The following is a 22067-nucleotide window of genomic DNA, read 5'->3' as shown; positions in this document are numbered from 1 at the left end:
ATATGAGCCAATTAATGAGTTTATTCGGCTCATATGCATACTGAAGTAGCGATAAGATATAGGGAGGTTTGTTTACATCCACACCATAATTAAATAGCAATTAAGCTTAATTGGATATATTAATATGGTATGAAAAATTTATAGAGTATGAAAAGTTTATAGACAAGTTAAACGACTTTCTTAAATTTGATACTTAATCTAATTAGACAGCAAAAGCTCCATCAGAATAAACTGACAGAGCTTTGAATATTTGGTAATTAATCTTACTTGTTAGCTGCAGCTTTCTTTTCTTTCTCTTTAGCAATGACTGCTTCAGCTACATTGGCTGGGCATGGAGCATAATGGGAGAATTCCATTGAGAATTGACCACGGCCAGAGGTAAGGGTACGCAATGTACTGATGTAACCAAACATTTCTGAAAGAGGGACATCAGCTTTAATACGGACACCAGCTGCACTAGGCTCTTGAGCAGAGATCATGCCGCGACGACGGTTTAGATCACCAATCACGTTACCTACATCTTCTTCTGTACTGTATACATCAACTTTCATGATGGGTTCAAGTAATTGTGGAGCAGCTTTTGGTATAGATTGACGAAAAGCGCCTTTTGCAGCAATTTCAAAGGCAATTGCCGAAGAGTCAACAGGGTGGTAACCACCATCAGTGAGGTTAATTGCCACATCTAATACAGGGAAACCTGCCAAAGTTCCACTATCCATCATCGAACGAAAACCTTTTTCGATTGCTGGGAAGAATTCTTTAGGAACGTTACCACCAACAACAGTTGATGTGAAAGTAAATCCACTGTTTGGCTCACCAGGTGAAATCGTATAGTCAATTTTACCGTATTGACCAGAACCACCCGATTGTTTCTTATGCGTATAACTGTCTTGAACTTCTCTAGTTATAGTTTCTCGATAAGCTACCTGTGGTTGACCAACTATTAATTCAACATCATAAGTACGCTTTAAAATATCTACTTTAATATCAAGATGTAATTCACCCATACCACGAAGAATTGTTTCACCTGAGTCTGGATCTGTTTCAACTCTAAACGTTGGATCTTCTGCGACCATTTTACCAATGGCGATACCCATTTTTTCAGTTGAGCTTTTATCTTTAGGTGCAACAGCAATAGAGATAACTGGTTCAGGGAAAATCATCGCCTCAAGTGTACATTCATGATCAGGATCACAAAGCGTGTGACCAGTTCTTACGTTTTTCATACCTACGATAGCGATAATGTCGCCTGCTTCAGCACTTTGCAATTCATTACGCTCGTTCGCTTGCATCTCAACCATACGACCGACGCGTTCAGTTTTACCAGTAAAAGAATTAAGAATGGTGTCACCCTTATTTAATTTTCCTGAGTAGATACGTACGAATGTTAGAGCACCGAAACGGTCATCCATAATTTTAAAGGCCAAAGCACGGAATGGTTCATCGCGAGACACAATAGCAAATTGACCGTTTGGCTCACCTTCAGCATTTGTCAAAGGTTGTGGATTCACTTCATGAGGGGCAGGTAAGTAGTCAACTACTGCATCTAGTAATAGTTGCATTCCTTTATTTTTAAAGGCAGAACCACAATATGTGGGGAAGAAGGCTAATTCAAGTGTACCTTTGCGAATGCAACGCTTAATGTCTTCGATAGAAGGTTCTTCGCCCTCTAAGTAAGCCATTAGTAGCTCATCATCCATTTCAAGTGCTGTTTCAATAAGTTGACTACGATACATTTCAACGTCATCAACCATATCGGCTGGCACATCTTTAATAACATAATTTTCAGGCTGGCCAGTTTCATCCCAAACGTAAGCTTTACGGCTTAATAAGTCGACAACACCGACAAAGTCATCTTCGATACCAATAGGCAACGTCATAATTAATGGATTTGCGCCTAATATTTTTTTGATTTGTTCAGTAACTCTCAAAAAGTCTGCACCAACACGGTCAAGTTTATTTACAAAAATTAAACGAGAGACTTTTGAATTGTTTGCATAGCGCCAGTTAGTTTCTGATTGAGGCTCAACACCGCCAGAACCACAAAATACACCGATGCCGCCATCGAGTACTTTTAGTGAACGGTAAACCTCTACAGTGAAGTCGACGTGTCCCGGGGTGTCAATAACGTTGAAACGAGTACCTTTCCAGAAACAGCTTACTGCCGCTGACTGAATAGTAATACCACGTTCTGCTTCTTGCTCCATGAAATCGGTTGTTGATTCACCTTCGTGAACTTCACCCATCTTATGAATTTTGCCCGTAAGTTTAAGAATACGTTCCGTTGTGGTAGTTTTGCCTGCATCTACGTGAGCGAAAATACCAATGTTTCTATAAAGGTTTAAGTCAGCCATAGCACTCTTATAATGTTAAATAAAATAGATTAAAAAAATAGTCACATATTATACAGGATCTTATTTAAGTTTGCAGCAAATCTTTGCTTTAAACGCGAATTTTGGATAGAGATAGCTTAAAAACCTTTGCTATAGCTACAAATTCACGCCAAATTCATTGTTATAGAATTAAAAGCAGATTGCGATAATCAAAACTAACAAGCCAAGTGCGCGGCGAAAATAATTTACTCCGCTCGTTATCTCTAGCCATGCCCAAGTAAAGATAAAACCAAAACTGAGCATGTGTAAAAGATAATGAATCCTTGGTTGATTATTGCTCCAAATAAAATCGAGTATCGCGAATATAAACCAAAGGATCAGCGGCCAGTTAGGTGTCTGGAATAATACGATTCGGTTTTGCTTGTCTTTAAAAAAATCAAGGAATTTATACATGTCTAACTTTCTTATTAAATAAAATATGTGAGCTGGTCAACTTTGAATGTTTTAAATAGGGTCTGTGAAACTGTTTTTCCTCATATTAATATAAATTATTCTCTTACTACAGAGATGGCAAAGGCAATTTCTGCTTGTACGAGATCAGAACTTGACTCAACAAAAATGAATAGTATTAAGTGATTAACTATTAGACCTCTTGCATAACCTGTTTATTTGGTGTGAGTGCAGACGCAAGGGTTTCGAGGAGCGGCGTTTAAAGGGTGTAGGAGCACCGCAGAAACGTTTACAACGCTGCAATAAAGTAAAAGACGCAGGTTATGCAAGAACTCTAATATTTCTTTGCGGATTCAACCCGCTAATGCAACCGCGCTTTCTTCATCGTTTGTCTGCGCCAAAAATAACATAGTTAGTGTTTGAAAGCTTAATGTACATTTAATGTACATAATGTATAATTTTTTTTGATGTTATTTATTTCAGGATATATTGTGCTTACTTCGCAAGAATATTGTACTTTATCACTAAAATTAAACTGCTTGGAACAGGTAATTTTAAAGCTTGATGCAGCTATTCAAGCTGAGGCTCAGGAGACTTTAATTACTGCAAGGTCAGAATTAGATCGGTTATCGCAGGCCTTAAGTCAAAATGATGGGAAAAAAGCCGAGTTATTAGCCAAAAAGGTAGAAAGCGAATTAAGGAAGCTATTTGCTATTATGCAAAAGGGAGATAATGCTATTCTTTTAGAGCTTTTACTCACAGAGATTCATGCCCAATTACATTGCCTTATTGCAAAGGGTGATGTAGAAGGTTTTACCAATTTATTGGAAATGGGCAAAAAGTTGCTCCATGTACTTTTTAATTTGGATAGAGAGGATCCGCAATATAAAACCCTCTTATGCCATGCGATTGAGAGGGGTCAGTTGGAGATAGCAACATTATTATTAGAAAATAAGGCTTCACTTGGAAATAAATCGCCTCTAATAATACCTATCAAAAGTCAGAAAATTGAGTTTATTGACCTATTAATGCGTTCTGGTGCCAATGTAAACGGCACTTCTTGGGATGAGGATCTCTTAAAACAAGCTATTAAGTCTGAGAGATCCGATGTGGTTAAATTTTTATGTGATTATGGCGCAGAAGTAGATATTTATGAAATGGTCCTTGCCTTTAAAAGCAAGAATTCTGCTATTATTCAAACATTATTTAATGTGATAAAAAGGAATGCCAATTTATTTCAAGTGTTAATAGACGATCTCCTAAGATGTAGCTCTTTGGAGTTTTTCCAGATCTTTTTAGAAATAAGTCACTCACGATTGAACAAAAGTTCATGATTCCTATCATGGTATCCCAATCGGGTATAGGAGATCAGGATAAGACTAAGGAAAATAGTGTAGCTATTTTATTAAATTCTTTGCTGCGAAAGGTAGAATACCCCCAAAAGCGATTAGAGTTAATTAAACAAGTAGTCCAGCAACTTATGAACCTTGACTATGCCGCACCGATAGTAGAAAAAGAACCCTGTTACGCTGAAAAAGCCTTATTTGAAAAGCTCGCTGAAGATCCTATTGCAAGCCCTATAAAAGACTTAGTTAGCTGTTTAATAGAATCAATAAACTTATACTCCGAGCAAGGGCGTGTTGCAGTAGGTAAACGGCTTCTCTTAGAAATATGTCCCTTTGCAGTAAAAAAACCGATTCATATTTTTACTAAAGGTATCGATTTCATACGTGATGTTATTATGGAGATAAATAAATTTTATAATGAACATAAAGGCTGGCCTGATGAACAAACGGTTAATAGTTTAATTGAAGCGTCTTTCCAAGCAGCTAATAATAGCAGTGAAGAAAAAGGCCCCTCCTCTAATAGCGAAGAAGCGCACCGATTTAGAGCTATGGCAGGTAGCGCTATTTTTGCTAATTTAAATGCTGGCCTGTCTTTTGGAGGCTACGCAAAAGATGCTGCTCATTGGTACTTAGAAACATTATTTATTGCTTTTGATAGTCTACAACAAATAGGTATGCTGGACGACTATTGGGATAAGACCGCTTTGCAACGACTTTTAGAAGAAGTTAGTGAGTATCAGCCCAATGTTGCCAAGCGTATTAGTGCACTTAATGATAAAAATAGCCGATTTATTGGTTTTAGGATTGATATGCCGAGACATTTTATTCTGAGCCTTTTATATAAGAGAGGTGAAGAATGGATCTATCTCGTAATGTGTCGCGCATTTTTGCAGACTTTTAGTCAGCAAAATTATCAGGGAGCAGTTGAGTTTATAATTCCAGAAGAACATATTGCTAAACTTGAGCCAATCTTAGCTAATGCTACTAAAGAAAAGAGATTTATAAAAACATCCGACGCTTCTGGATGTCGCGAAATAAAATATAGGCTATTAAATCACTTTTTAGCTATTGAAAAATTGACCGGTGTAGCTGCTACCTACTCTTCAATTGCATCCCAAAGTAGTTATAAGGGGCCTACTTGTTTTGCTAGTAATATTAAGCTGCTTCTACCAATCTTACTTAGGAGTATGATAAAGCCTACTGCAACGCTACAGCAGTGGAAAGAGTTTAATGATGACCTTACAAATCGTATTCTTGCAGAAATGATAAAAGCACACGTTGCAACTGATGAGTTTAAGGAAGAAATGCAAGCTCTTCCCAAACAAAATAGCCAACCGGAACAAATAGCTTACAAACTTATAACGACGCTAATACGTTGGCGAGAAATCAATCAATTTAAGCCAGTAACTGACAGTGAAGTCGCAGGAAAGGAAGCAACTATTGCACATGTGCTAACACATACTAAGCAAAGATTCATGTTAGCAAACGGCTTTTTCAAAAGTATGTCAGAACTAGAAGAAGGCAGCTATCAGGGTAAGTTACAGTCCGAGGTAAAAAGGTAAGCTATATTTAGAGAGGAGAAAACACCCGAAATTTCAAAGATCATAGGCCTTTAATTTATTAATATAGCAAGATAAAGCCTTAACAAAAATAATATAGTTGGTGTTTGAAAACTTAATGCTTGCTTAGTTTGTCATTGAGTTTATCCCTAATAATTTTTAGTATTCTTCCATTTTGGATTCAAAGCTTACGCCTTTTTTAAATATTGGTATACCAGTTCATTAGTATTTTCAACGAGTCCACATTTCCAGAATGAGTAAGGATAAGCAAAGAAACCCCCGGTTTTTAATTGCTCGGCTATTTTTTCATGTTTGGCAAATTTGCTACCAACTATTTTATTGAAGATTTAAGACGCAAGTTTGTCTAAGCAAACCATGATGCAATCTGGGCATTTATGTGAAAGTAAATTAAAGATGTAAAGATAATCTTAAATGCATAAAAATGAATAAATAATAGATAATTTCATTTTAATATTAGAAACAAATATTATCATACGGGTATAATAAAATTTATTTATCCGACTAATAGAGTCAGTTTACAACTAAAATCGTATTAATCTTGCTTCAATTAGTGAGCCTAATATTTTGTCTTTATTAAGATCTAACTTAATTAATTTCACATCACCATTAGGTTGTTCTTGCTTAATGAAGTGCTCGGATTTTTCGATAAACAAACGATTTAATATTATTTTATTGTGTTTAAAGGAATTGACAATAATGAACTCTCGGTCCTTTGGCTGTTGTATAAAATCAAATATTAAAATAGAACCTTCTGGGAAGAAGGGATCAGTGATTGCATTTTTCATAACTAAAGCAAAGGAGTATTCGCTCATGTCTCTAGTAAGTACTACTTCGCCTAGCTGGCCTGCTTCTTTATAATTATTAGGCCACTCTTTTAACATATCCCAATTTATAATAGGCACGGTTTTAATTTTAAAGCTTTTCTTTATTTCTTCTGAAATAGGCTCGTATAAAGGCTCTTCTCCCATAAGCTGAGCAATTGAAATATTAAAATAACTAGCTAAGCTCTCCAAAACTTTTTTTCTGGGTTTTTTAGTAATGCCATTTAATAGGTGATGCAAAGTCGGTTGAGGAATCTTGGTTTGTCTTGCTAACTCACTTAAGGACAGCTCGCTATGTAATTTCATTAGCTTGCGTAAATTTTCACAAATAGAGTAATTATTCATAAGCCTCCATAAAAAAAAGAATAAATTATTCATTATTGCTTGACTAAACAGCAATAGTACGTTTTAATGAATAAAAACGAATAAATATTAATAGTTTTCAAAAAAATGAATAAATTATAATAACATGGTAAAGGCGTTAAATTAAAGAAGAATATTTATAAATAAAAGATTAAATGTTCTTCTCTAATTTGATGGAACACATAACAAAACCAACCTTGCATTAGGAGAAAATATGGAAAGTAGTAAAGAAAGAGCCTTAGCTTATCAATTAGCAAAGGAAATCGATCATAATGATTTAGAGCAGGTTTCAGGAGGCAGCGGTTATAAAATGACCTCAAGAGCAACATGCAGTCCAACAGGGAGTACTGGGCAATGGGATACTGTTATAGATGTCTCAGTAGATTGGTAATCATATAAAAATTTAAAATAAATGATGTTAAGTATGCTTCTGTCTCGTAGTTTTAAGCTAAGCGAAATGCAAATATAAGGAATAAAGAGCATTAAAATCACTAAGCTAAAGTAGTCAGAAGCAACTTTATGAAGTTAATAGGATAAAATCGGATTTTACAATGAAGTATTTAATTTTAACTGAACCCGATGATACACACGCTGTATTAGTTAAATTAGCTCTAGAGTCAATAGGACATTATGTAAGATTATTATTTACAGCAGATCATCCAACAAAACAAAAGAACTCTGTTTTAATTGATAAAGATTTTTATCTGTGGAAAAGTTCAGATAAATCTAAATCCTATACGAGTCAAGAATATGACGTAGTTTGGTGGCGCAGAGTGCGAAAGCCTTTTTTACCTGAGCAGGCTGTTCACCCAGATGATTTTTCCTTCATAAAAAGAGAAAATATTGTATTTTACGAGTCTCTAACCCAAAATATTGCGCCCAATGCTTGGTGGATAAATCCTAAAGAGGCTGCTATAAGAGCAAATTGGAAACTGTTGCAATTAAGATTAGCAGATCAATGTGGATTTATTATTCCAAAAACTTTGTGCTCAAATGATCCTCAAGAAGTACGTAATTTTCTAGCAGAATATGAAAAAGATGGTGTTATTTATAAGCCTTTATACTCTAGTTTCTGGTTTGAAGAGAAACATGTTAAAGTTTCCTACACAGCTAAGTTAAATTCAGCAAACCTCCCGTCAAATCAAGTATTACAGTTAACACCAGGAATTTTTCAGAAACATATTAAAAAGAAATATGAGTTACGAATAACATGTTTTGGTGACTATATTGTTGCTGCAAAATTAGATTCGCAAAGACATAATGAAGGTAGCGTCGATTGGCGAGCTATCTATCCTGATAAAATGGGTATTGAGCCCTACCGTTTACCTATTTCTATTGAACAGCGTCTAAGAAAATTCATGCGTAAGCTTGGAATTATTTTTGGTGCATTTGATTTTATTGTTACACCTAATGATGAATATATTTTTCTTGAAGTAAATGAGCAAGGTCAATTTTTATGGATAGAAGAATATAATCCAAATTTTAAAATGCTTGATATTTTCGTTAATTTTCTTATTGAGCGTACAGTAAACTTTCAGTGGAATGAAAAAAGTGTAACTCATTCTATTGATAAATATCGCAACAGAATGCAAAGCTTAATTAGCAAAAATTTAATAAATCATGTGAATCTAAATAAATTTAAAACTATCAATAGGGGAGAGGCATGTTAAAAAGCGCTTTATTTACTTCGTGTTTATTTCTTTCAGGACAGATAAGTGCTGATACATTTATAGATTTATATGGTGATAATTCTAATCATGCTAATCAGGTATTAAAAAAATATTCATCCGAGGTAAAAAAATTAATTAATAACACTAATGAAATTATTTTGATGAATGATGCTAAAAAACAAGAAAGAGAATTACTTAATCTAGCAATGAAAAAAAAATATTTAGTCGAAAGAATTAAAAAAAATGAACATTACGCCTTTGTAGATTTTCAAACAATCTATTATCCAGCAGAAAGAAATTATTATACAACTATTGAAGTAGTGCGCCATGATGAAAAGCATAGATTACATTATATTCAACAAAAAATTAATGTAAGTACAAATAAAACCAATCAAAATGATTTAATTGAGCAACGGATTAAGTTTGATAAATTAGAAATGCATTTATTAAATGAAAATAAACTTGGCCCAACTGATGCTATTTGTCCGGTCTATCATTGTGTTTCAGGTTTTAATAATCCTGCTTTACAACCTTATCTAAAGGTATTTAATGAAGGTGCAATTAAACAAAAAAAGCTAATTAAAAAAACCTTAAGCGATGATCCTAATCCAGAAAGACGGGCTGCTGCTGCATTTTTAGTTGGCCATTTTAAAGATCCTAAAGAAATTATTGCAACTTTGACTTCTAGTATTAATGATAGGAGTGAAGCAGTACGTAATAATGTAATGCGAGTAATGGGGCAGACGATAGAAAAGTCACATCTTTTTGATATTGATGCTAATAAGGTTCTCCCCTTAATAGATTCTCCTTATACTACGGATAGAAATAAAGCATTATTTATACTTTCTTCAGCTGTTAAATCTGAGAAAAATAAAAAAATTATTTTAGAAAAAGGTAAGAAAAGAATAGTTGATATTTTACGATTAAAACAGCCCAATAATCATGAGTTTGCTTATTTAATTCTAAAGGAAATTAGTGGAAAAAATTACAGTGATACAGATATACAGTCTTGGCAAAATTGGTTAAATACTGTGAAAGTTTAAAATAAAATTGCATTATAAAAAACTTGTTTTTTCTGCTTCAGGAAGATTACAGAAGTCCAACCCACTTATTTAATAAAATGGAAGGTATTAAATAAGTATTTATAGGAATAAAAAATGGAAATTAATTCAACTGATAATCGCGTTTTAGCATATAGCCTAGCCACAGAGATTAGTAAGGCCGAGCTAGAAAAGGTAGCAGGGGGCTCAGCAAAAGTTACCTATCAGACTACAGATTATTATACGAACAGACATGGTGTGTCCGATACAGATTTAGACATGGATTGGGATTAATAAATATAGCGTCTTCCACTAAGCTTGATACTGTGTTGCAAGTTCGTTCGGCGAAGTACAGTACTTGTTTGTACACTCCTTCGCCTCAATCCCTTGCGCCTTTTTGAAACTTACTGGGAAAAGCCATAACTTATTTTCAAAGGGTTTTGGTAAGTAATAACACTGCAAACTAAAACCCTATGATTTGAAAATAGAAAATTAAGGAAAATGTAGTGAATATTTTAATCTCAACAGAGCCAGATGATGTACATGCTATTATAGTAAAATTAGCTTTAGAGAGTAAATCTCATCAATGTTTGTTATGGTTTACTGCAGATATGCCTACTAAGCAAACCAATAGCATCTATTTCTCTAATGAACAACAATGGTGGCTTTTAGAAAATGAATCGCAACATCCAGTTACGAATTATACAGAAATTGATGTGGTTTGGTGGCGTCGAGCTAGACGTCCTTTTATTGGTGAAAACTTTGTTAAATCTGACCTCGACTTTATTAAAAAAGAAAACACATTATTTCATAATGGTATTCCTTTTATACTTGCTAAAGATGCTTTTTGGATCAATCCATATGAGTCCATTAATCAGGCTAATTCTAAATTATTACAATTAAAGCTTGCATTACAATGTGGATTTAAAATTCCGCCAACCTTAATAACGAATTCACCAATAAAAATAAAAGAATTTTTGCAAGCTTATAAAAATGATAAGGTTATTTATAAACCTTTATCATCGCATTACTGGTATGAAAAAGGAGTTTTAAAGTTATTTTATACAAAGACAATCTATAATGAACAATTACCTCCCGATCATATACTGCAATTAACACCTGGTATTTTTCAAAAATATATTAAGAAAAAGTACGAACTTCGGGTGACTTGCTTTGGCGAATATATCGTAGCTGCTAAGATTTTTTCTCAAGAACATTCTAAAGGACTCACAGATTGGCGATCAATTCCACCAATGGAATTAAGAATTGAGCCTTATTGCCTGCCTTACAATATAGAAAAGAAAATACGCAATTTTATGGAGGCTTTAGGTATCGTATTTGGCTGCTTTGATTTTATTGTAACACCTGATAATGAATATTTTTTTCTGGAGGTTAATCAGCAAGGTCAATTTCTTTGGATTGAAGATCGTTGCCCAACAATAAAAATGTTAGATAAATTTGTTAAATTTATTTTAAATAAAAATACTCATTACAAATGGAGTGAGAAAAACAGTATTAGCTTAGCAGACTTTGAAAAACAAGCATCTCTCATGTTAAAAGAAAATCTACAAAAGCACATTATGCGCAATGCTTTAAAATCAGAGCAAGCAGCATAATTTTTTCAATCTGACTTTGTAGATTATAACTATTAATCTACAGAGTTAATATTTAATTTTTATGAAAAAAGAACTATTTAGACAAGAAGTATTTAATCAAAAAAAAATAAGTCATTTAGGTGTGATATCAATTAATACGCCTTTGTCATTTAAATTTTTTACTTATAGTAGCGTAGTTATTTTATTGATAATTATTTTATTTATAATATTTGGTGAATTTTCAGATAAATTTTTAGTAATTGGTTATTTAAATGATTCAAAAGGAGTGGTCAGTCTATATCCAAGTAAAAACGGCGTAATTATTAAAAATTATAAAAAGCAGGGTGAATTAGTTAAGCGAGGAGAGGCTATCCTATTAATTAATTCTTTAGTAGATAACCAGCTTCTTAATAGAAATAATATTTTAGAAAATTTAATAAAAAGAAAGCAATCAATTAATAATGATATTTCTAATAAATCTATTCAACTGAAAAAGTTGAAAATGCTACTTACCAAAAAATATATTTCTTTAGATCTTTATAATGCCAAAAAACAAGAATTAGTTGAGCTTAATCGTATTCTTAATACTGTAGAGTTAGATATTATTAAATATAAACAAGAACAATTTTACAGTATTTATTCTCCTATCGATGGTGTTATTGCAGCTGATATTTTTAAAGAAGGGCAGTATGTAAATTTAGCTAAGCCTTTAGTAAAAATTTTACCTATAAAATCTGAGCTAATTGCTAATTTATTTATTCCTACTAATCAAATTGGATTTATCAATAAAGCAAGTAAAATTACTATCCGTTATGACGCTTTTCCCTATAAGCGATTTGGCAGTTATTCAGCGGTTATTGATACAATAGATGAAACAATTTTAACAGATAATGAAGACGAAAAACCCATCCAAATAGGATATCCATATTATAAAGTTCATGCTAGGTTAAAAAGCCAGTATGTCATGGTATATGGACAGCCAAAAAGATTACAACAAGGATTAACTATAACTGCAATTATTAATGGTCCAAAGCGAAAAATATGGCAATGGGTATTAGATCCTATCTTTAGTATGTATGGAGAGCTTAAATTATGAAAAGTACATTAAATTTTAGTCTAAAGAAAGGTCAGCAGTTACCTATTATATTTCAAAATGAAATTGCAGAATGCGGCCACGCTTGCATCGTTATGATTAGTAATTATTGGGGGCATGATCTTAGCTTATCGTCGGTCAGAACTATAAGTAAGCCTTCTTTAAAAGGTATTAGTATGCTTGACCTCACCCATGTATTGCAAAGTTTAAATTTTAAAACTAGAGCAATACGTGTTGATTTAAAAGATCTTAAATTTATTCGTTGTCCTGCCATTTTACATTGGAATATGAATCATTTCGTTGTTTTAAAAAAGGTAAAAAAAAATCATGTTATTATTCATGATCCAGCTATAGGAATTAGACATTGTACGCTTGCAGAAGTATCTAAATTTTTTACGGGTATCGTTTTAGAAGCTGAAAAAGAAGAAAATTTTCAAAAAATTATTGCGAATAATAAATTAACCCTTCTTCATTTTATGAGGATGATTGCTGGAATTAATAAATTTATTATTTTTTTAATTCTTTTATCACTCACGATTGAAGTATTAGCTTTAATAAATCCATTACTTCTTCAATACGTAATGGATGATGTTATTAATACTAATAATTTAAATAATCTTTATTTAATTATTGGGACTTTTATAATTTTTGTATTATTACAGAGTATTATAGAATATAGTCGAAGTTATTCTGTCACCTATTTAACGACTTATCTTACCGAACGATTTTCAGCAAATCTAATTAAACATCTTTTAAAACTACCATTGGATTTTTTCTTTCATCGCTATAAAGGAGATATTCAGGCAAAATTTCAAACGATTGATCAAGTGCAAAGAAAAATAAGTACAGAGTTTATTAATACTATACTTGATGGTTTAATGATTGTGATTAACTTAGTAGTGATGGCCATATATAGCTTAAAGTTAACATTCATTATCTGCTGCAGTCTTTTGATGTATTTAATAATTCGTTATTTATCTTATCAAAGTCTAAAAAATCAAACAGAAAATTCAGTAGTTCAACATGCAAAAGCAGCGTCAATATTTTTAGAGACATTACAAGGTATTATGCCGATTAAAACGTTTGCTAAAGAACATGTACGTTTTAATATTTGGTACAATAGCTATATTCAAGCTTTAAATGCTGATATTACTATCTCTAGGTTAAATAATTTTTACAATATAATTAATCAATTATTATTTCAAATTGATCATATCGTTATCCTTTGTGTTGGTATAATGCTAATTCTGGAAAATCGATTTTCTATGGGGATGTTAATTGCTTTTCTCGCTTATCGTCTTCTTCTAATTAACAAAGCTTCTTCTTTTATTCGCTATGCTTTCGATTATAAACTCATTTCTATTCAATTAAATCGCTTAGGTGATTTAATTTTTCAGCAACCTGAAGTAGTTTCAGAGGGGCTTGGAAGATATGAAATGATGCAAGGAAAATTAGAAATTCGAAATATAAGTTTTCGCTATCATACAAGCGATCCCTGTATTTTAAAAAAAATTAATTTAACGGTTGGTGCTGGCGAAAAAATAGCAATTATAGGACCTTCTGGTTGTGGTAAATCAACTCTGCTGAAGGTCATGATGGGTTTGCTAGCGCCTGAATTAGGTGAAATATATCTTGATGATATTAACCTTAATCAATTTGGCTTAAAAAATTATCGGCAGTTAACTGCCTCAGTCATGCAGGAAGACTGTCTCCTAACCGGCTCCATACTAGAAAACATTACTTTTTTTAATGACGAAATTGATATTAATTACGTTTATGAAGTAGCAAAGCTTGCTTGTATTCATGAGACTATTTTAAAGCTTCCTATGCAATACGAAACGCAAGTAGGGGAGATGGGTTCTATATTTTCAGGGGGTCAAAAGCAGCGGATTTTATTAGCACGGGCACTTTATAAAAGGCCGAAAATATTATTCTTAGATGAAGCAACCAGTCATTTGGATGTGCCAAATGAATTGGCAATTAATCAATCTCTCAAAGCATTAGAAATAACCCAAATTATTATTGCTCATCGCCAAGAAACGATTGCCATGGCAGATAGAGTCGTTGATTTGAGTGAATTAAATAAAGAATAGCGTGTATAGGCTAGTCTAAGCATCGTGCAGCCGGGAATCCGTTTTATATTAACCTCGGTGTTATTTGATAGATAAATCTCCGCCTGCACGGAATGACGGTAGCTATTTATCAGATAACATTTTGATCTTTATTAACTATATTTCCATTTGTTATTTCTATTTAGTGTTTAGCGTAATGATTCGTACTTAATCTTTTGAAATTAATAGCTAAATTATTTTAACTTGAATCATTTGTTTTTGATTGAAAATTGAAAATTTATAAACAAAACTGTAGTAGTTTTTAATATTTAACTATCTGAATAATACACTAAAAAATTTTGCATGCTTATGAGCAAAGAGCTAATAAGAATAACTCTAATAGTAATAACGTGGATGAAATTATTAGTGTAGGTCATAAAATTTTGATAAGTAAAACTGAGAAACTAGATGCTAGCAAGAGTACAATTTTTCAGACTAATAATACTAGTAAAAGAAAGAAATCAGACTTAAATGAAGATAATGATGATTCTAATGACAAAAATGAGTCGGTTAAAAAAATAAATACATCAAGTTCTACATCTAGTTAAAGCATACAAGATCAATATTTATTTAGAAAATAAATTCTAAATAATGTTCATCCCCAATATCTATTGTCGCTGGGTGGCCAAATAAAAGAGGATTATTAATTGCGCCATGCCCAATATTACTTATCTGCAGTACCGGCAACGCACATTGAGTTGCAAATTCCTGAATGACTTCTTTAACAAGAAAGCGGCCATCAGGTTCGCCTTTATCAATCATATCGCCAAACAAGATTGCTTTCGCATTCTTAAATATACCTGCTTGCTCCAAATGGGCTAATATTCTATCGATACGGTAAGCTCGCTCATTAAACTCTTCAATAAATAATATTTTGTCAGTTGCATCAATTTGCCAGAATGTACCAAGGCTTGCCTGAATTAAATGTAAATTGCCCCCAATAATTGGCGCTGTTATTGTTTGTTGTTTATTAGCTAACTGGTTTAAAGTCGTAATATCATAGATAAGAGACTGCGCTTTTCCAAAGAGGATAGTTTGTAATAGTTCAACAGATGTTTTAGCAACTCGACTTAACGACACTTGATAACCGGAAGGACCACCTAAGGTAGTCCAACCCCATTGGCCCTGCAAGAAAATATGTAATGCTGTAATATCACTAAATCCAATGAGTAATTTAGGATGAGATGGTGGTTTAATTTGCTTTAACTTAGGTATCAATTTAGTTGAACCATATCCACCTAGTAAACACCAAACGGCTTTAGAATCAGGATTTAAAAGTGCATTTTGTAAGTGAATAAAGCGTTTCTCATCACTATTTGCATAAAGCAGATTATCACCAAATAAATCACTTGGAATATGACAATGAAGGCCCCAAGAGTGAATTACCTCTCTAAATTTTTCTACTACACTTGGATGACACTTAGATGAAGGCGCTATTATATCAATTGTGTCTCCAGGTTCTAAATAAGATAACTTTGTTTGTGGCAATAACACGATGGGTTACTCACTTTAGAGAGATTTACTTAAATTAACTTAATTTAAAAGTGCCAAATAGTATTTAGCAGAGCAATTAAAGTCAATTTTATAATTTACTATATAAATTTACTTATTAAATTAGCTATTTATTTAGAATCAATTACAAATCTTTGTATAATAACCGCTCTATATGATTTTTTAATTTATATAAAAAATTTCAAATTATTTCTCAAAAAAGGGATAGAATGTTTAAAAGCCAGGTAAATACACTTTTTAAAACCGAAGACGAATATTTTCAAGATTTTCTAAAAAAAGTAGAAAAAAAAGCTTATTCTCGTTTTGATTTAACCTCATTTTTTTTAACCAAAGAAAAAGAGATTTATGTTAGAGGTCATAATAAATGGGGTGAATTAGGTTTGAGTGACAATAAATCACGTCGCTATGTAGATGGCTATAAAATGCCGACAAAAATTCCAGGTCTCCCGCCTATTAAGGATTTCGCTATTGGCCACGGTATTTCTTTTCTGATTGATGATCATAATCAAATTTATGCATTTGGCCACAATGATTATGGTCAACTTGGCTTAGGGCACTGCCAGGATGTTTCTTCACCAACGGTCATAAAGAGTTTAAAATATAAGCGAATTACCAAAATAGCATGCTGGACTAATACTTATTTTCTTAGTGAACAAGGGGATGTTTATTTTAGTGGTAAGTATGATTTCCAAAAGACGTGTACGAGCTCGCCGCAAAAAATGCACAGCTTACCGCCTATTTGTAAAATAGTCACCGGCCATAACTATGATCTTTTTCTAAGTACTGCAGGCGAAGTCTATCGTCGGGGTAATAACCTAACAACGGGAACTATCTATCCTACTACGGATCTTACTAAATTACCTTATACTGGCGTTAAGGATATTCATCGGACTTGGAATAAGGGGCCTGCCATATTAACTGAGTATGGCGAGATTTATCTTGGGGAATCTACGAAACCTTTAGATATGCCGCCTGTTGAGCGAGTGATATATGGTTATGGGCATGGTGATTATGATATTTTTGAATTAAAAAATGGCGACATTATAGTAGAAAAAAGTCGTTTAGGTAGCAGTATTGGTGTCCAAAATGAGCGGTATGGCATAGATGCGTCCAATTTATATTTTGAAAATAGACCTTATGAGGCTCAAACTGAAACTGCTAAACAATGTAAGCAAATATTAGATCTGTATGTTCAAGAAGAAGGTCCTATTTATATTGAAGAGAAAGTTGATTTTTTTCCTAAATATATTGGAATAATGTAAGTTAGTTAATTAAATATTAAAGCTGAAGCAAATTATCGATTGTTCTAATTACGATCTTTAATGAAATTATTAAGATTGTTTGAAACTAATTAGTCAGTAAATTTTTTCTTTAAATTAAGCAGATAAAATCATCGATGTATGAGCTAAATAATAAAAATTTAACTAAAATTATTATAATAAAGGGAATGTAGTCAAAGTTAAGAAGATTATAAACACTGCTAGATTAAACATGGAATTAGCATGCATAATGAAAAGGTTGATTTTGATTTAACAGGCGTACCTCAAACACTCTTACTGCCCTTAATTGCTCGGGCTAAGTTTAGCCAATTACCAAATCCGCCTTTATACGATGCGCAAGCTATTAAATTTATTCAAGAAATTAATTACGATTTTGATAAACTATTTGCACATATTGGTTATTCCACCGCAGTCTGGATGCTTGCCCGCGCTTATCAATTTGATGAGGCAATTAATATTTATTTACGAAATGATCCTAAGGCTACTATCGTAAATTTAGGTGCAGGTTTAGATACAACATTTTATCGAGTTGATAATAACCAACTAACATGGGTTGATATCGATTTGCCAACTGTTATTAAACTTCGTGAACAATTATTGCCCCCACCGAATCAACGCGTTCATTACCTTGCTGCCTCAGTTCTTGATTTAGATTGGATAAATAGAGTTAAGGAAATAAGTGAGCCTGTATTTTTCCTTGCTGGTGGATTATTTATGTATTTTCAAAAAGAACAGGTACAAACGCTTCTAAACAACATGGCTATAGAGTTTCCTGATAGTGAACTAATTTTTGACGCTATTCCCAAAATAAGTCTTAATCATGTTAATGAAATTTTGAACGAAGCCGATATGCGAGATGCTAAGTTACAGTGGGGGCTTGATTATGGCCAGGAGCTTGAGTATTGGTCAAGTAATATAAAGCTGATTTCACAAAAGACTTATTTTCAACCAATAAAATTTAAATCCTCCTTTCCATTTTATATTCGTTTAAGAATGCTATTTTTTGATTTATTTAAGCGCGGCGGTATTATTCATATTAAATTTTTAAAATAAAGTAACTTTAAATTAACTCAACTGCTGTATCTTCTTGAAAAATAATCTTAATTTGTTTACGTAACTCATCTCCTAATAATTTTAAAGTAGAGGCATCATAGGAGGTGCTCTCAGTTGCCTGCCATACTGAGTGAGGCCACAATTTATCACCTTTTTTACGACCGATGATATGAATATGTAATTGCGAAACAATATTGCCTAAAGAGCCAATATTAACTTTATCTACTTTAAAATAAGTACGTACTAACTGAGAAAGATGGCAAATTTCATCAATTAATAAATATCTTAATTTAGTAGGTAATTGATCAATTTCCTCAATATTCTCTACTTTGGGAACAAGAATTAGCCAAGGATAATCCGCATTATTTTTAAGTAAAATCTTAGAAACAGGTCCATCACCTAATGCAAAGCAAGTTAAACGAATTTGATCATTTATAATAAAAGACATGTTTGCAATCCAAAAATTTTTAATTATTTATCTATAAGGTTAACTCATTTTGAGCTGGTTCTGCTCAAAAATCCCAAGTTTAAGGCATAAGATTAATCTAGCATTATAAAAACAACTTAGTCTTTTTTGGCAAATTCACGCTAGTAACTGTCTATAATAAATTAAAGGTGAATGAAACTAAGTAAATTAAACGATGCAGTCGACTATGCAGAAAATTATTAATTTAGTCAATTAAGTATATTGAGAATTACTTGCAAGGTTATAGAAAATTTACCTCCTTTTTCTTCTTAAGTGAGACGCATATGAGAGAAAGACTACAACCTATACAGATTTTGTTGATAGAAGATAGTATTGGAGATATTCGGTTAACTGAGGAAGTATTTAAAGAAAGCAGCTTAAAAATCAATTTAAGTGTTGTAATGGACGGTATAGAGGCAATGGGTTTTTTAAAGCAAGAAGGACAGTATATTAAAGCGATAAGACCTGATTTTATTCTACTTGATCTAAATTTGCCTAAAAAAGATGGAAGACAAGTATTAAAAGAAATTAAAGAGGATCCTAACCTTGCTACAATTCCCATAGCTGTTTTATCTCTTTTGAGCGCTGAAGAAGATATTTTGGAAGCTTATAAGATGTATGCAAATTGTTACATCACGAAGCCACTAGATATAGAGCAATATATTGAGGTCATCAAAACCATAGAAAATTTTTGGTTTAAAATTGTGACATTGCCACCTAGAGTTGAGTAATTAATGAGTAAATAAATGACTATTGTTAAGAAAACTAAATTATTAATTATTGAAACTAAGAAAGGGAGCTCAATTTTAATCCAAGGTTTCTTATCGTCACTTGAAAAGTTCGAATACGATGTAATTATTCTTTCTAAGCTTAATAAAATGATAAAAAATTTCGATGAATTTGATGTCATTATTATTGATTTAGGTCGTAATAATAAGGCTACTTTTAATGCTTTTAAAAAGTTGATACCCTTAGCAGCAGACATCCCCATTATTATTATTAGTGATTTAGAAAATGAGGAACTCGCCTTAAGTGCTGTTAAGGAAGGGGTACAGGATTACCTTCTTAAAGCTGAAGTTACCTCTAATTCTTTAGCTCGTGCTATTCATTATGCTATTGAGCGTGAAAAAGTTAAACAGTCTACCTGCGAATTGGCAGCTATTGTTGAGAACGCTTTTGATGCCATTTTAAGCGTTACTAAACAAGGTATTATTCTTAGCTGGAATAATGCTGCAGAGAAGATATACCATTACTCTGCTGAAGAAATAATAGGCCAATCATTTCAATTACTTTTTCCCGAAGACCACCATATTGAATTTAAAAAAATAATTCAACAAATTGAGTCAGGCGCAAAAATTACCCATTATGAAACTATTTTAAAAAGTAAAAAGGGTAATTTATTAAATGTGACGCTTACTATTTCACCCTTAGAAGTAAAATTTAATAAGGTGATAAGTGCAGCGATTATCATTCACAATATTACTAAAGCCAAATTACATGAAAAGCAATTAGCTATTCAATATCGGATAACCTCTGCTTTAGCTGAAGCACCTAATTTAGATTATGCTGCGCATAATATTTTAAAAACTATTTGTGAGATATTTGATTGGCAAGTGGGGGAGTTATGGGTACGTGATCCACAAAAAGAAGCGCTTTACTCTGTTTCATTTTGGTATGCAAAAGAGACTTATCGTGAATTAGGTAAAATAAGTCATGGTAAACAATGTAGTATTGGTGAAAACTTACCAGGGCTTATTTGGCAACTGAACAAGCCGCATTGGACGATTGACTTAGAAACTCATGAGGTTAAGAATGAAGTTAAGCCTTTTATTGCGAAAGGTTTGAGAAGTTTTTTTGGCTTACCAATTACATACAACCGCGAAGTCATCGGGGTTATTATTTTCTTTAGCAAATTCTTAAGTGTCCCTAATATTAATCTACTTTCTATTTTCACTAATATTGGTAGTCATGTAGGCATGTTTATAAAGAGAAAGCGCGCAGAAAATGAGCTTCTTTATTTGGCTAAGCATGATGTATTAACAGGCTTAAGAAATCGTGCTTCATTAGAAAATGATTTAAATCGAGCTATTTTAAATTCGAAAGTTCAACAGACAATGTTAGGGCTATGTTATTTAGATTTAGATAATTTTAAGAAGATAAATGATTCAATGGGTCATGACTATGGCGATATGTTATTACAAGAAGTTGCTAATCGAATCCGGCATAATGTTCGTAGCTTAGATTTTATTTTCCGCTTTGGGGGTGATGAATTTATCATTATTTTGCCAGAAATAAAAAAGAGAGAGGATATTGCCTTTGTAGCCCAAAATCTCTTAAATGTGCTAGCAAAACCTTTTAATTTACGTAAGAAAAAATTTTATATCACGGCAAGTATAGGAATTGCCATTTATCCTGATGATGGAGAGGGTTATAATACGCTTATTAAAAATGCAGACATGGCCATGTATTATGCAAAAATACATGGTCGTAGTCGTTATCAATTTTATTTACCCGCAATTGAAGCATTTACCCAGCACAAATTAACCCTGGAAAGTAATTTACATAAAGCTTTAGAAAAACAAGAATTTATTCTTTATTATCAGCCTCAAGTTGAAGTTAAAACTGGCCAAATAAGTGGTTTAGAGGCCTTGATTCGCTGGAACAGTGGTCCTAATAAAGTGCTTTATCCTAAGCAATTTATTTCACTAGCTGAAGAGAGCAGCCTCATGATCCCAATAGGTGAGTGGGTTTTACGCACTGCATGCTATCAAATTAAGGCTTGGCAAAATGAGGGATTGGGTAGAGATATCAATATTGCTGTTAATATTTCTGTTCAACAACTTAATTTTCGCTTTATTGAACGTTTAAGCGCTATTCTTGAGTCAACACAAATTGAGCCTTCACATTTAGAAATAGAAATTACTGAAACAGCACTCGTAGGGCTTAAAGATTCGCATATAGTTATCCTTAAAAAATTAAAAGAAATAGGTGTTAAGCTTTCAATTGATGATTTTGGTATAGGTTATTCTTCATTTATTCATATAAAAGATTTTATGGTTGATGTAATTAAAATTGATCAATATTTTATTGCCCAATTAACCACCGATAAAAATTGTCAAACAATCGTTAAGGCGATTATTGCTATGGCTAATTCATTAAATGTAAAAGCGATAGCAGAGGGGGTTGAAACCAAAGAACAATTAAAACTTTTGAAAAAATTTGGCTGTAATTATTATCAGGGTTATTTATTCAGTAAGCCTATGCCATTTGATGAAGTTTATGAAATGTTAAATAAAGAATGCAAGTAAAGTTGAGCATAAATTTTTCACTATACTTAAAAGTAAGCACATGAAT

Annotated in this window: 17 protein-coding genes; 13 read left to right on the top strand and 4 right to left on the bottom strand. The window is 32.6% G+C overall.

Annotation, left to right across the window (positions count from 1 at the left end; translation table 11 throughout):
- Window positions 1-263: 263 nt before the first annotated feature.
- Window positions 264-2354 carry an elongation factor G gene (fusA, locus tag E1P04_RS07960; RefSeq protein WP_131782383.1) on the bottom strand — a complete coding sequence of 697 codons (2091 nt, stop codon included), beginning with the start codon at window positions 2352-2354 and terminating at the stop codon, window positions 264-266.
- Between the two features lie 920 nt (window positions 2355-3274).
- Between fusA and E1P04_RS07950 the strand changes: the two genes are divergently transcribed.
- Both E1P04_RS07950 and E1P04_RS07945 read left to right on the top strand, forming a co-directional pair.
- The gene (locus tag E1P04_RS07950) at window positions 3275-4117 is read left to right on the top strand and encodes an ankyrin repeat domain-containing protein (RefSeq protein WP_165482710.1); all 843 of its coding nucleotides are present in this window, start codon (window positions 3275-3277) and stop codon (window positions 4115-4117) included.
- Entirely contained in the window at window positions 4114-5691 is a 1578-nt protein-coding gene (locus E1P04_RS07945; protein ID WP_131782380.1) for a hypothetical protein, read from the top strand. The genes E1P04_RS07950 and E1P04_RS07945 overlap by 4 nt, the downstream gene beginning before the upstream one ends.
- 539 nt (window positions 5692-6230) lie before the next feature.
- Here E1P04_RS07945 and E1P04_RS07940 read toward each other — a convergent pair.
- A complete protein-coding gene (locus tag E1P04_RS07940; protein WP_165482709.1) occupies window positions 6231-6875 on the bottom strand; it encodes a helix-turn-helix domain-containing protein in 645 nt (214 codons plus the stop codon).
- Between the two features lie 232 nt (window positions 6876-7107).
- On the opposite strand from E1P04_RS07940, the gene E1P04_RS17615 reads away from it, so the two are divergent.
- From E1P04_RS17615 to E1P04_RS07915, 7 genes are all read left to right on the top strand, one after another.
- Complete coding sequence (locus E1P04_RS17615) at window positions 7108-7284, top strand: hypothetical protein (protein ID WP_165482708.1); 177 nt, start codon at window positions 7108-7110, stop codon at window positions 7282-7284.
- A 160-nt stretch (window positions 7285-7444) separates the two neighbouring features.
- A complete protein-coding gene (locus tag E1P04_RS07935; RefSeq protein ID WP_131782378.1) occupies window positions 7445-8563 on the top strand; it encodes an MvdC/MvdD family ATP grasp protein in 1119 nt (372 codons plus the stop codon).
- The gene (locus E1P04_RS07930) at window positions 8557-9606 is read left to right on the top strand and encodes a HEAT repeat domain-containing protein (RefSeq protein ID WP_131782377.1); all 1050 of its coding nucleotides are present in this window, start codon (window positions 8557-8559) and stop codon (window positions 9604-9606) included. Before E1P04_RS07935 ends, E1P04_RS07930 begins: the two co-directional genes overlap by 7 nt.
- A 114-nt stretch (window positions 9607-9720) precedes the next feature.
- The gene (locus E1P04_RS17610) at window positions 9721-9897 is read left to right on the top strand and encodes a hypothetical protein (RefSeq protein WP_165482707.1); all 177 of its coding nucleotides are present in this window, start codon (window positions 9721-9723) and stop codon (window positions 9895-9897) included.
- A 212-nt stretch (window positions 9898-10109) separates the two neighbouring features.
- Window positions 10110-11219: an MvdC/MvdD family ATP grasp protein gene (locus E1P04_RS07925; RefSeq protein ID WP_131782376.1), complete on the top strand. Its 1110-nt coding sequence runs from the start codon at window positions 10110-10112 to the stop codon at window positions 11217-11219.
- 61 nt (window positions 11220-11280) lie between these two features.
- The gene (locus E1P04_RS07920; protein WP_131782375.1) at window positions 11281-12294 is read left to right on the top strand and encodes an HlyD family secretion protein; all 1014 of its coding nucleotides are present in this window, start codon (window positions 11281-11283) and stop codon (window positions 12292-12294) included.
- The gene (locus E1P04_RS07915; RefSeq protein ID WP_131782374.1) at window positions 12291-14384 is read left to right on the top strand and encodes a peptidase domain-containing ABC transporter; all 2094 of its coding nucleotides are present in this window, start codon (window positions 12291-12293) and stop codon (window positions 14382-14384) included. The genes E1P04_RS07920 and E1P04_RS07915 overlap by 4 nt, the downstream gene beginning before the upstream one ends.
- A 588-nt stretch (window positions 14385-14972) precedes the next feature.
- On the opposite strand, the gene E1P04_RS07905 is transcribed toward E1P04_RS07915, so the two are convergent.
- Window positions 14973-15896: a S66 peptidase family protein gene (locus tag E1P04_RS07905; protein WP_165482706.1), complete on the bottom strand. Its 924-nt coding sequence runs from the start codon at window positions 15894-15896 to the stop codon at window positions 14973-14975.
- Window positions 15897-16123: 227 nt separating this feature from the next.
- Here E1P04_RS07905 and E1P04_RS07900 point away from each other — a divergent pair, with 227 nt between their 5' ends.
- Both E1P04_RS07900 and E1P04_RS07895 read left to right on the top strand, forming a co-directional pair.
- The gene (locus E1P04_RS07900; RefSeq protein ID WP_131782371.1) at window positions 16124-17176 is read left to right on the top strand and encodes an RCC1 domain-containing protein; all 1053 of its coding nucleotides are present in this window, start codon (window positions 16124-16126) and stop codon (window positions 17174-17176) included.
- Between the two features lie 240 nt (window positions 17177-17416).
- The gene (locus tag E1P04_RS07895) at window positions 17417-18247 is read left to right on the top strand and encodes a class I SAM-dependent methyltransferase (RefSeq protein ID WP_131782370.1); all 831 of its coding nucleotides are present in this window, start codon (window positions 17417-17419) and stop codon (window positions 18245-18247) included.
- A gap of 7 nt (window positions 18248-18254) precedes the next feature.
- Here E1P04_RS07895 and E1P04_RS07890 read toward each other — a convergent pair whose 3' ends face one another.
- Window positions 18255-18695 (bottom strand): HIT domain-containing protein, encoded by a 441-nt coding sequence (locus tag E1P04_RS07890; RefSeq protein ID WP_131782369.1) that lies wholly within the window; start codon window positions 18693-18695, stop codon window positions 18255-18257.
- Window positions 18696-18997: 302 nt separating this feature from the next.
- Between E1P04_RS07890 and E1P04_RS07885 the strand changes: the two genes are divergently transcribed.
- Both E1P04_RS07885 and E1P04_RS07880 read left to right on the top strand, forming a co-directional pair.
- Complete coding sequence (locus E1P04_RS07885) at window positions 18998-19444, top strand: response regulator (protein WP_131782368.1); 447 nt, start codon at window positions 18998-19000, stop codon at window positions 19442-19444.
- 15 nt (window positions 19445-19459) lie between these two features.
- Entirely contained in the window at window positions 19460-22021 is a 2562-nt protein-coding gene (locus tag E1P04_RS07880; protein ID WP_131782367.1) for an EAL domain-containing protein, read from the top strand.
- Window positions 22022-22067 lie beyond the last annotated feature (46 nt).

It is taken from the genome of Legionella gresilensis (genome assembly GCF_900639865.1).
Lineage (GTDB): Bacteria > Pseudomonadota > Gammaproteobacteria > Legionellales > Legionellaceae > Legionella_C > Legionella_C gresilensis.
The sequence above is the reverse complement of the archived record's forward strand: the minus strand, read 5'-3'. Positions and strand labels throughout refer to the sequence as shown.

Excerpts from the sequence above, each read along its gene's own strand:
- E1P04_RS07885 (WP_131782368.1), top strand. The coding sequence starts at position 18,998 with ATGAGAGAAAGACTACAACCTATACAGATTTTGTTGATAGAAGATAGT.
- E1P04_RS07915 (WP_131782374.1), top strand. The coding sequence starts at position 12,291 with ATGAAAAGTACATTAAATTTTAGTCTAAAGAAAGGTCAGCAGTTACCT.
- E1P04_RS07935 (WP_131782378.1), top strand. The coding sequence starts at position 7,445 with ATGAAGTATTTAATTTTAACTGAACCCGATGATACACACGCTGTATTA.
- E1P04_RS07930 (WP_131782377.1), top strand. The coding sequence starts at position 8,557 with ATGTTAAAAAGCGCTTTATTTACTTCGTGTTTATTTCTTTCAGGACAG.
- fusA (WP_131782383.1), bottom strand. The coding sequence starts at position 2,354 with ATGGCTGACTTAAACCTTTATAGAAACATTGGTATTTTCGCTCACGTA.
- E1P04_RS17610 (WP_165482707.1), top strand. The coding sequence starts at position 9,721 with ATGGAAATTAATTCAACTGATAATCGCGTTTTAGCATATAGCCTAGCC.
- E1P04_RS07890 (WP_131782369.1), bottom strand. The coding sequence starts at position 18,695 with ATGTCTTTTATTATAAATGATCAAATTCGTTTAACTTGCTTTGCATTA.
- E1P04_RS07920 (WP_131782375.1), top strand. The coding sequence starts at position 11,281 with ATGAAAAAAGAACTATTTAGACAAGAAGTATTTAATCAAAAAAAAATA.
- E1P04_RS07880 (WP_131782367.1), top strand. The coding sequence starts at position 19,460 with ATGACTATTGTTAAGAAAACTAAATTATTAATTATTGAAACTAAGAAA.
- E1P04_RS17615 (WP_165482708.1), top strand. The coding sequence starts at position 7,108 with ATGGAAAGTAGTAAAGAAAGAGCCTTAGCTTATCAATTAGCAAAGGAA.
- E1P04_RS07945 (WP_131782380.1), top strand. The coding sequence starts at position 4,114 with ATGATTCCTATCATGGTATCCCAATCGGGTATAGGAGATCAGGATAAG.
- E1P04_RS07900 (WP_131782371.1), top strand. The coding sequence starts at position 16,124 with ATGTTTAAAAGCCAGGTAAATACACTTTTTAAAACCGAAGACGAATAT.
- E1P04_RS07895 (WP_131782370.1), top strand. The coding sequence starts at position 17,417 with ATGCATAATGAAAAGGTTGATTTTGATTTAACAGGCGTACCTCAAACA.
- E1P04_RS07940 (WP_165482709.1), bottom strand. The coding sequence starts at position 6,875 with ATGAATAATTACTCTATTTGTGAAAATTTACGCAAGCTAATGAAATTA.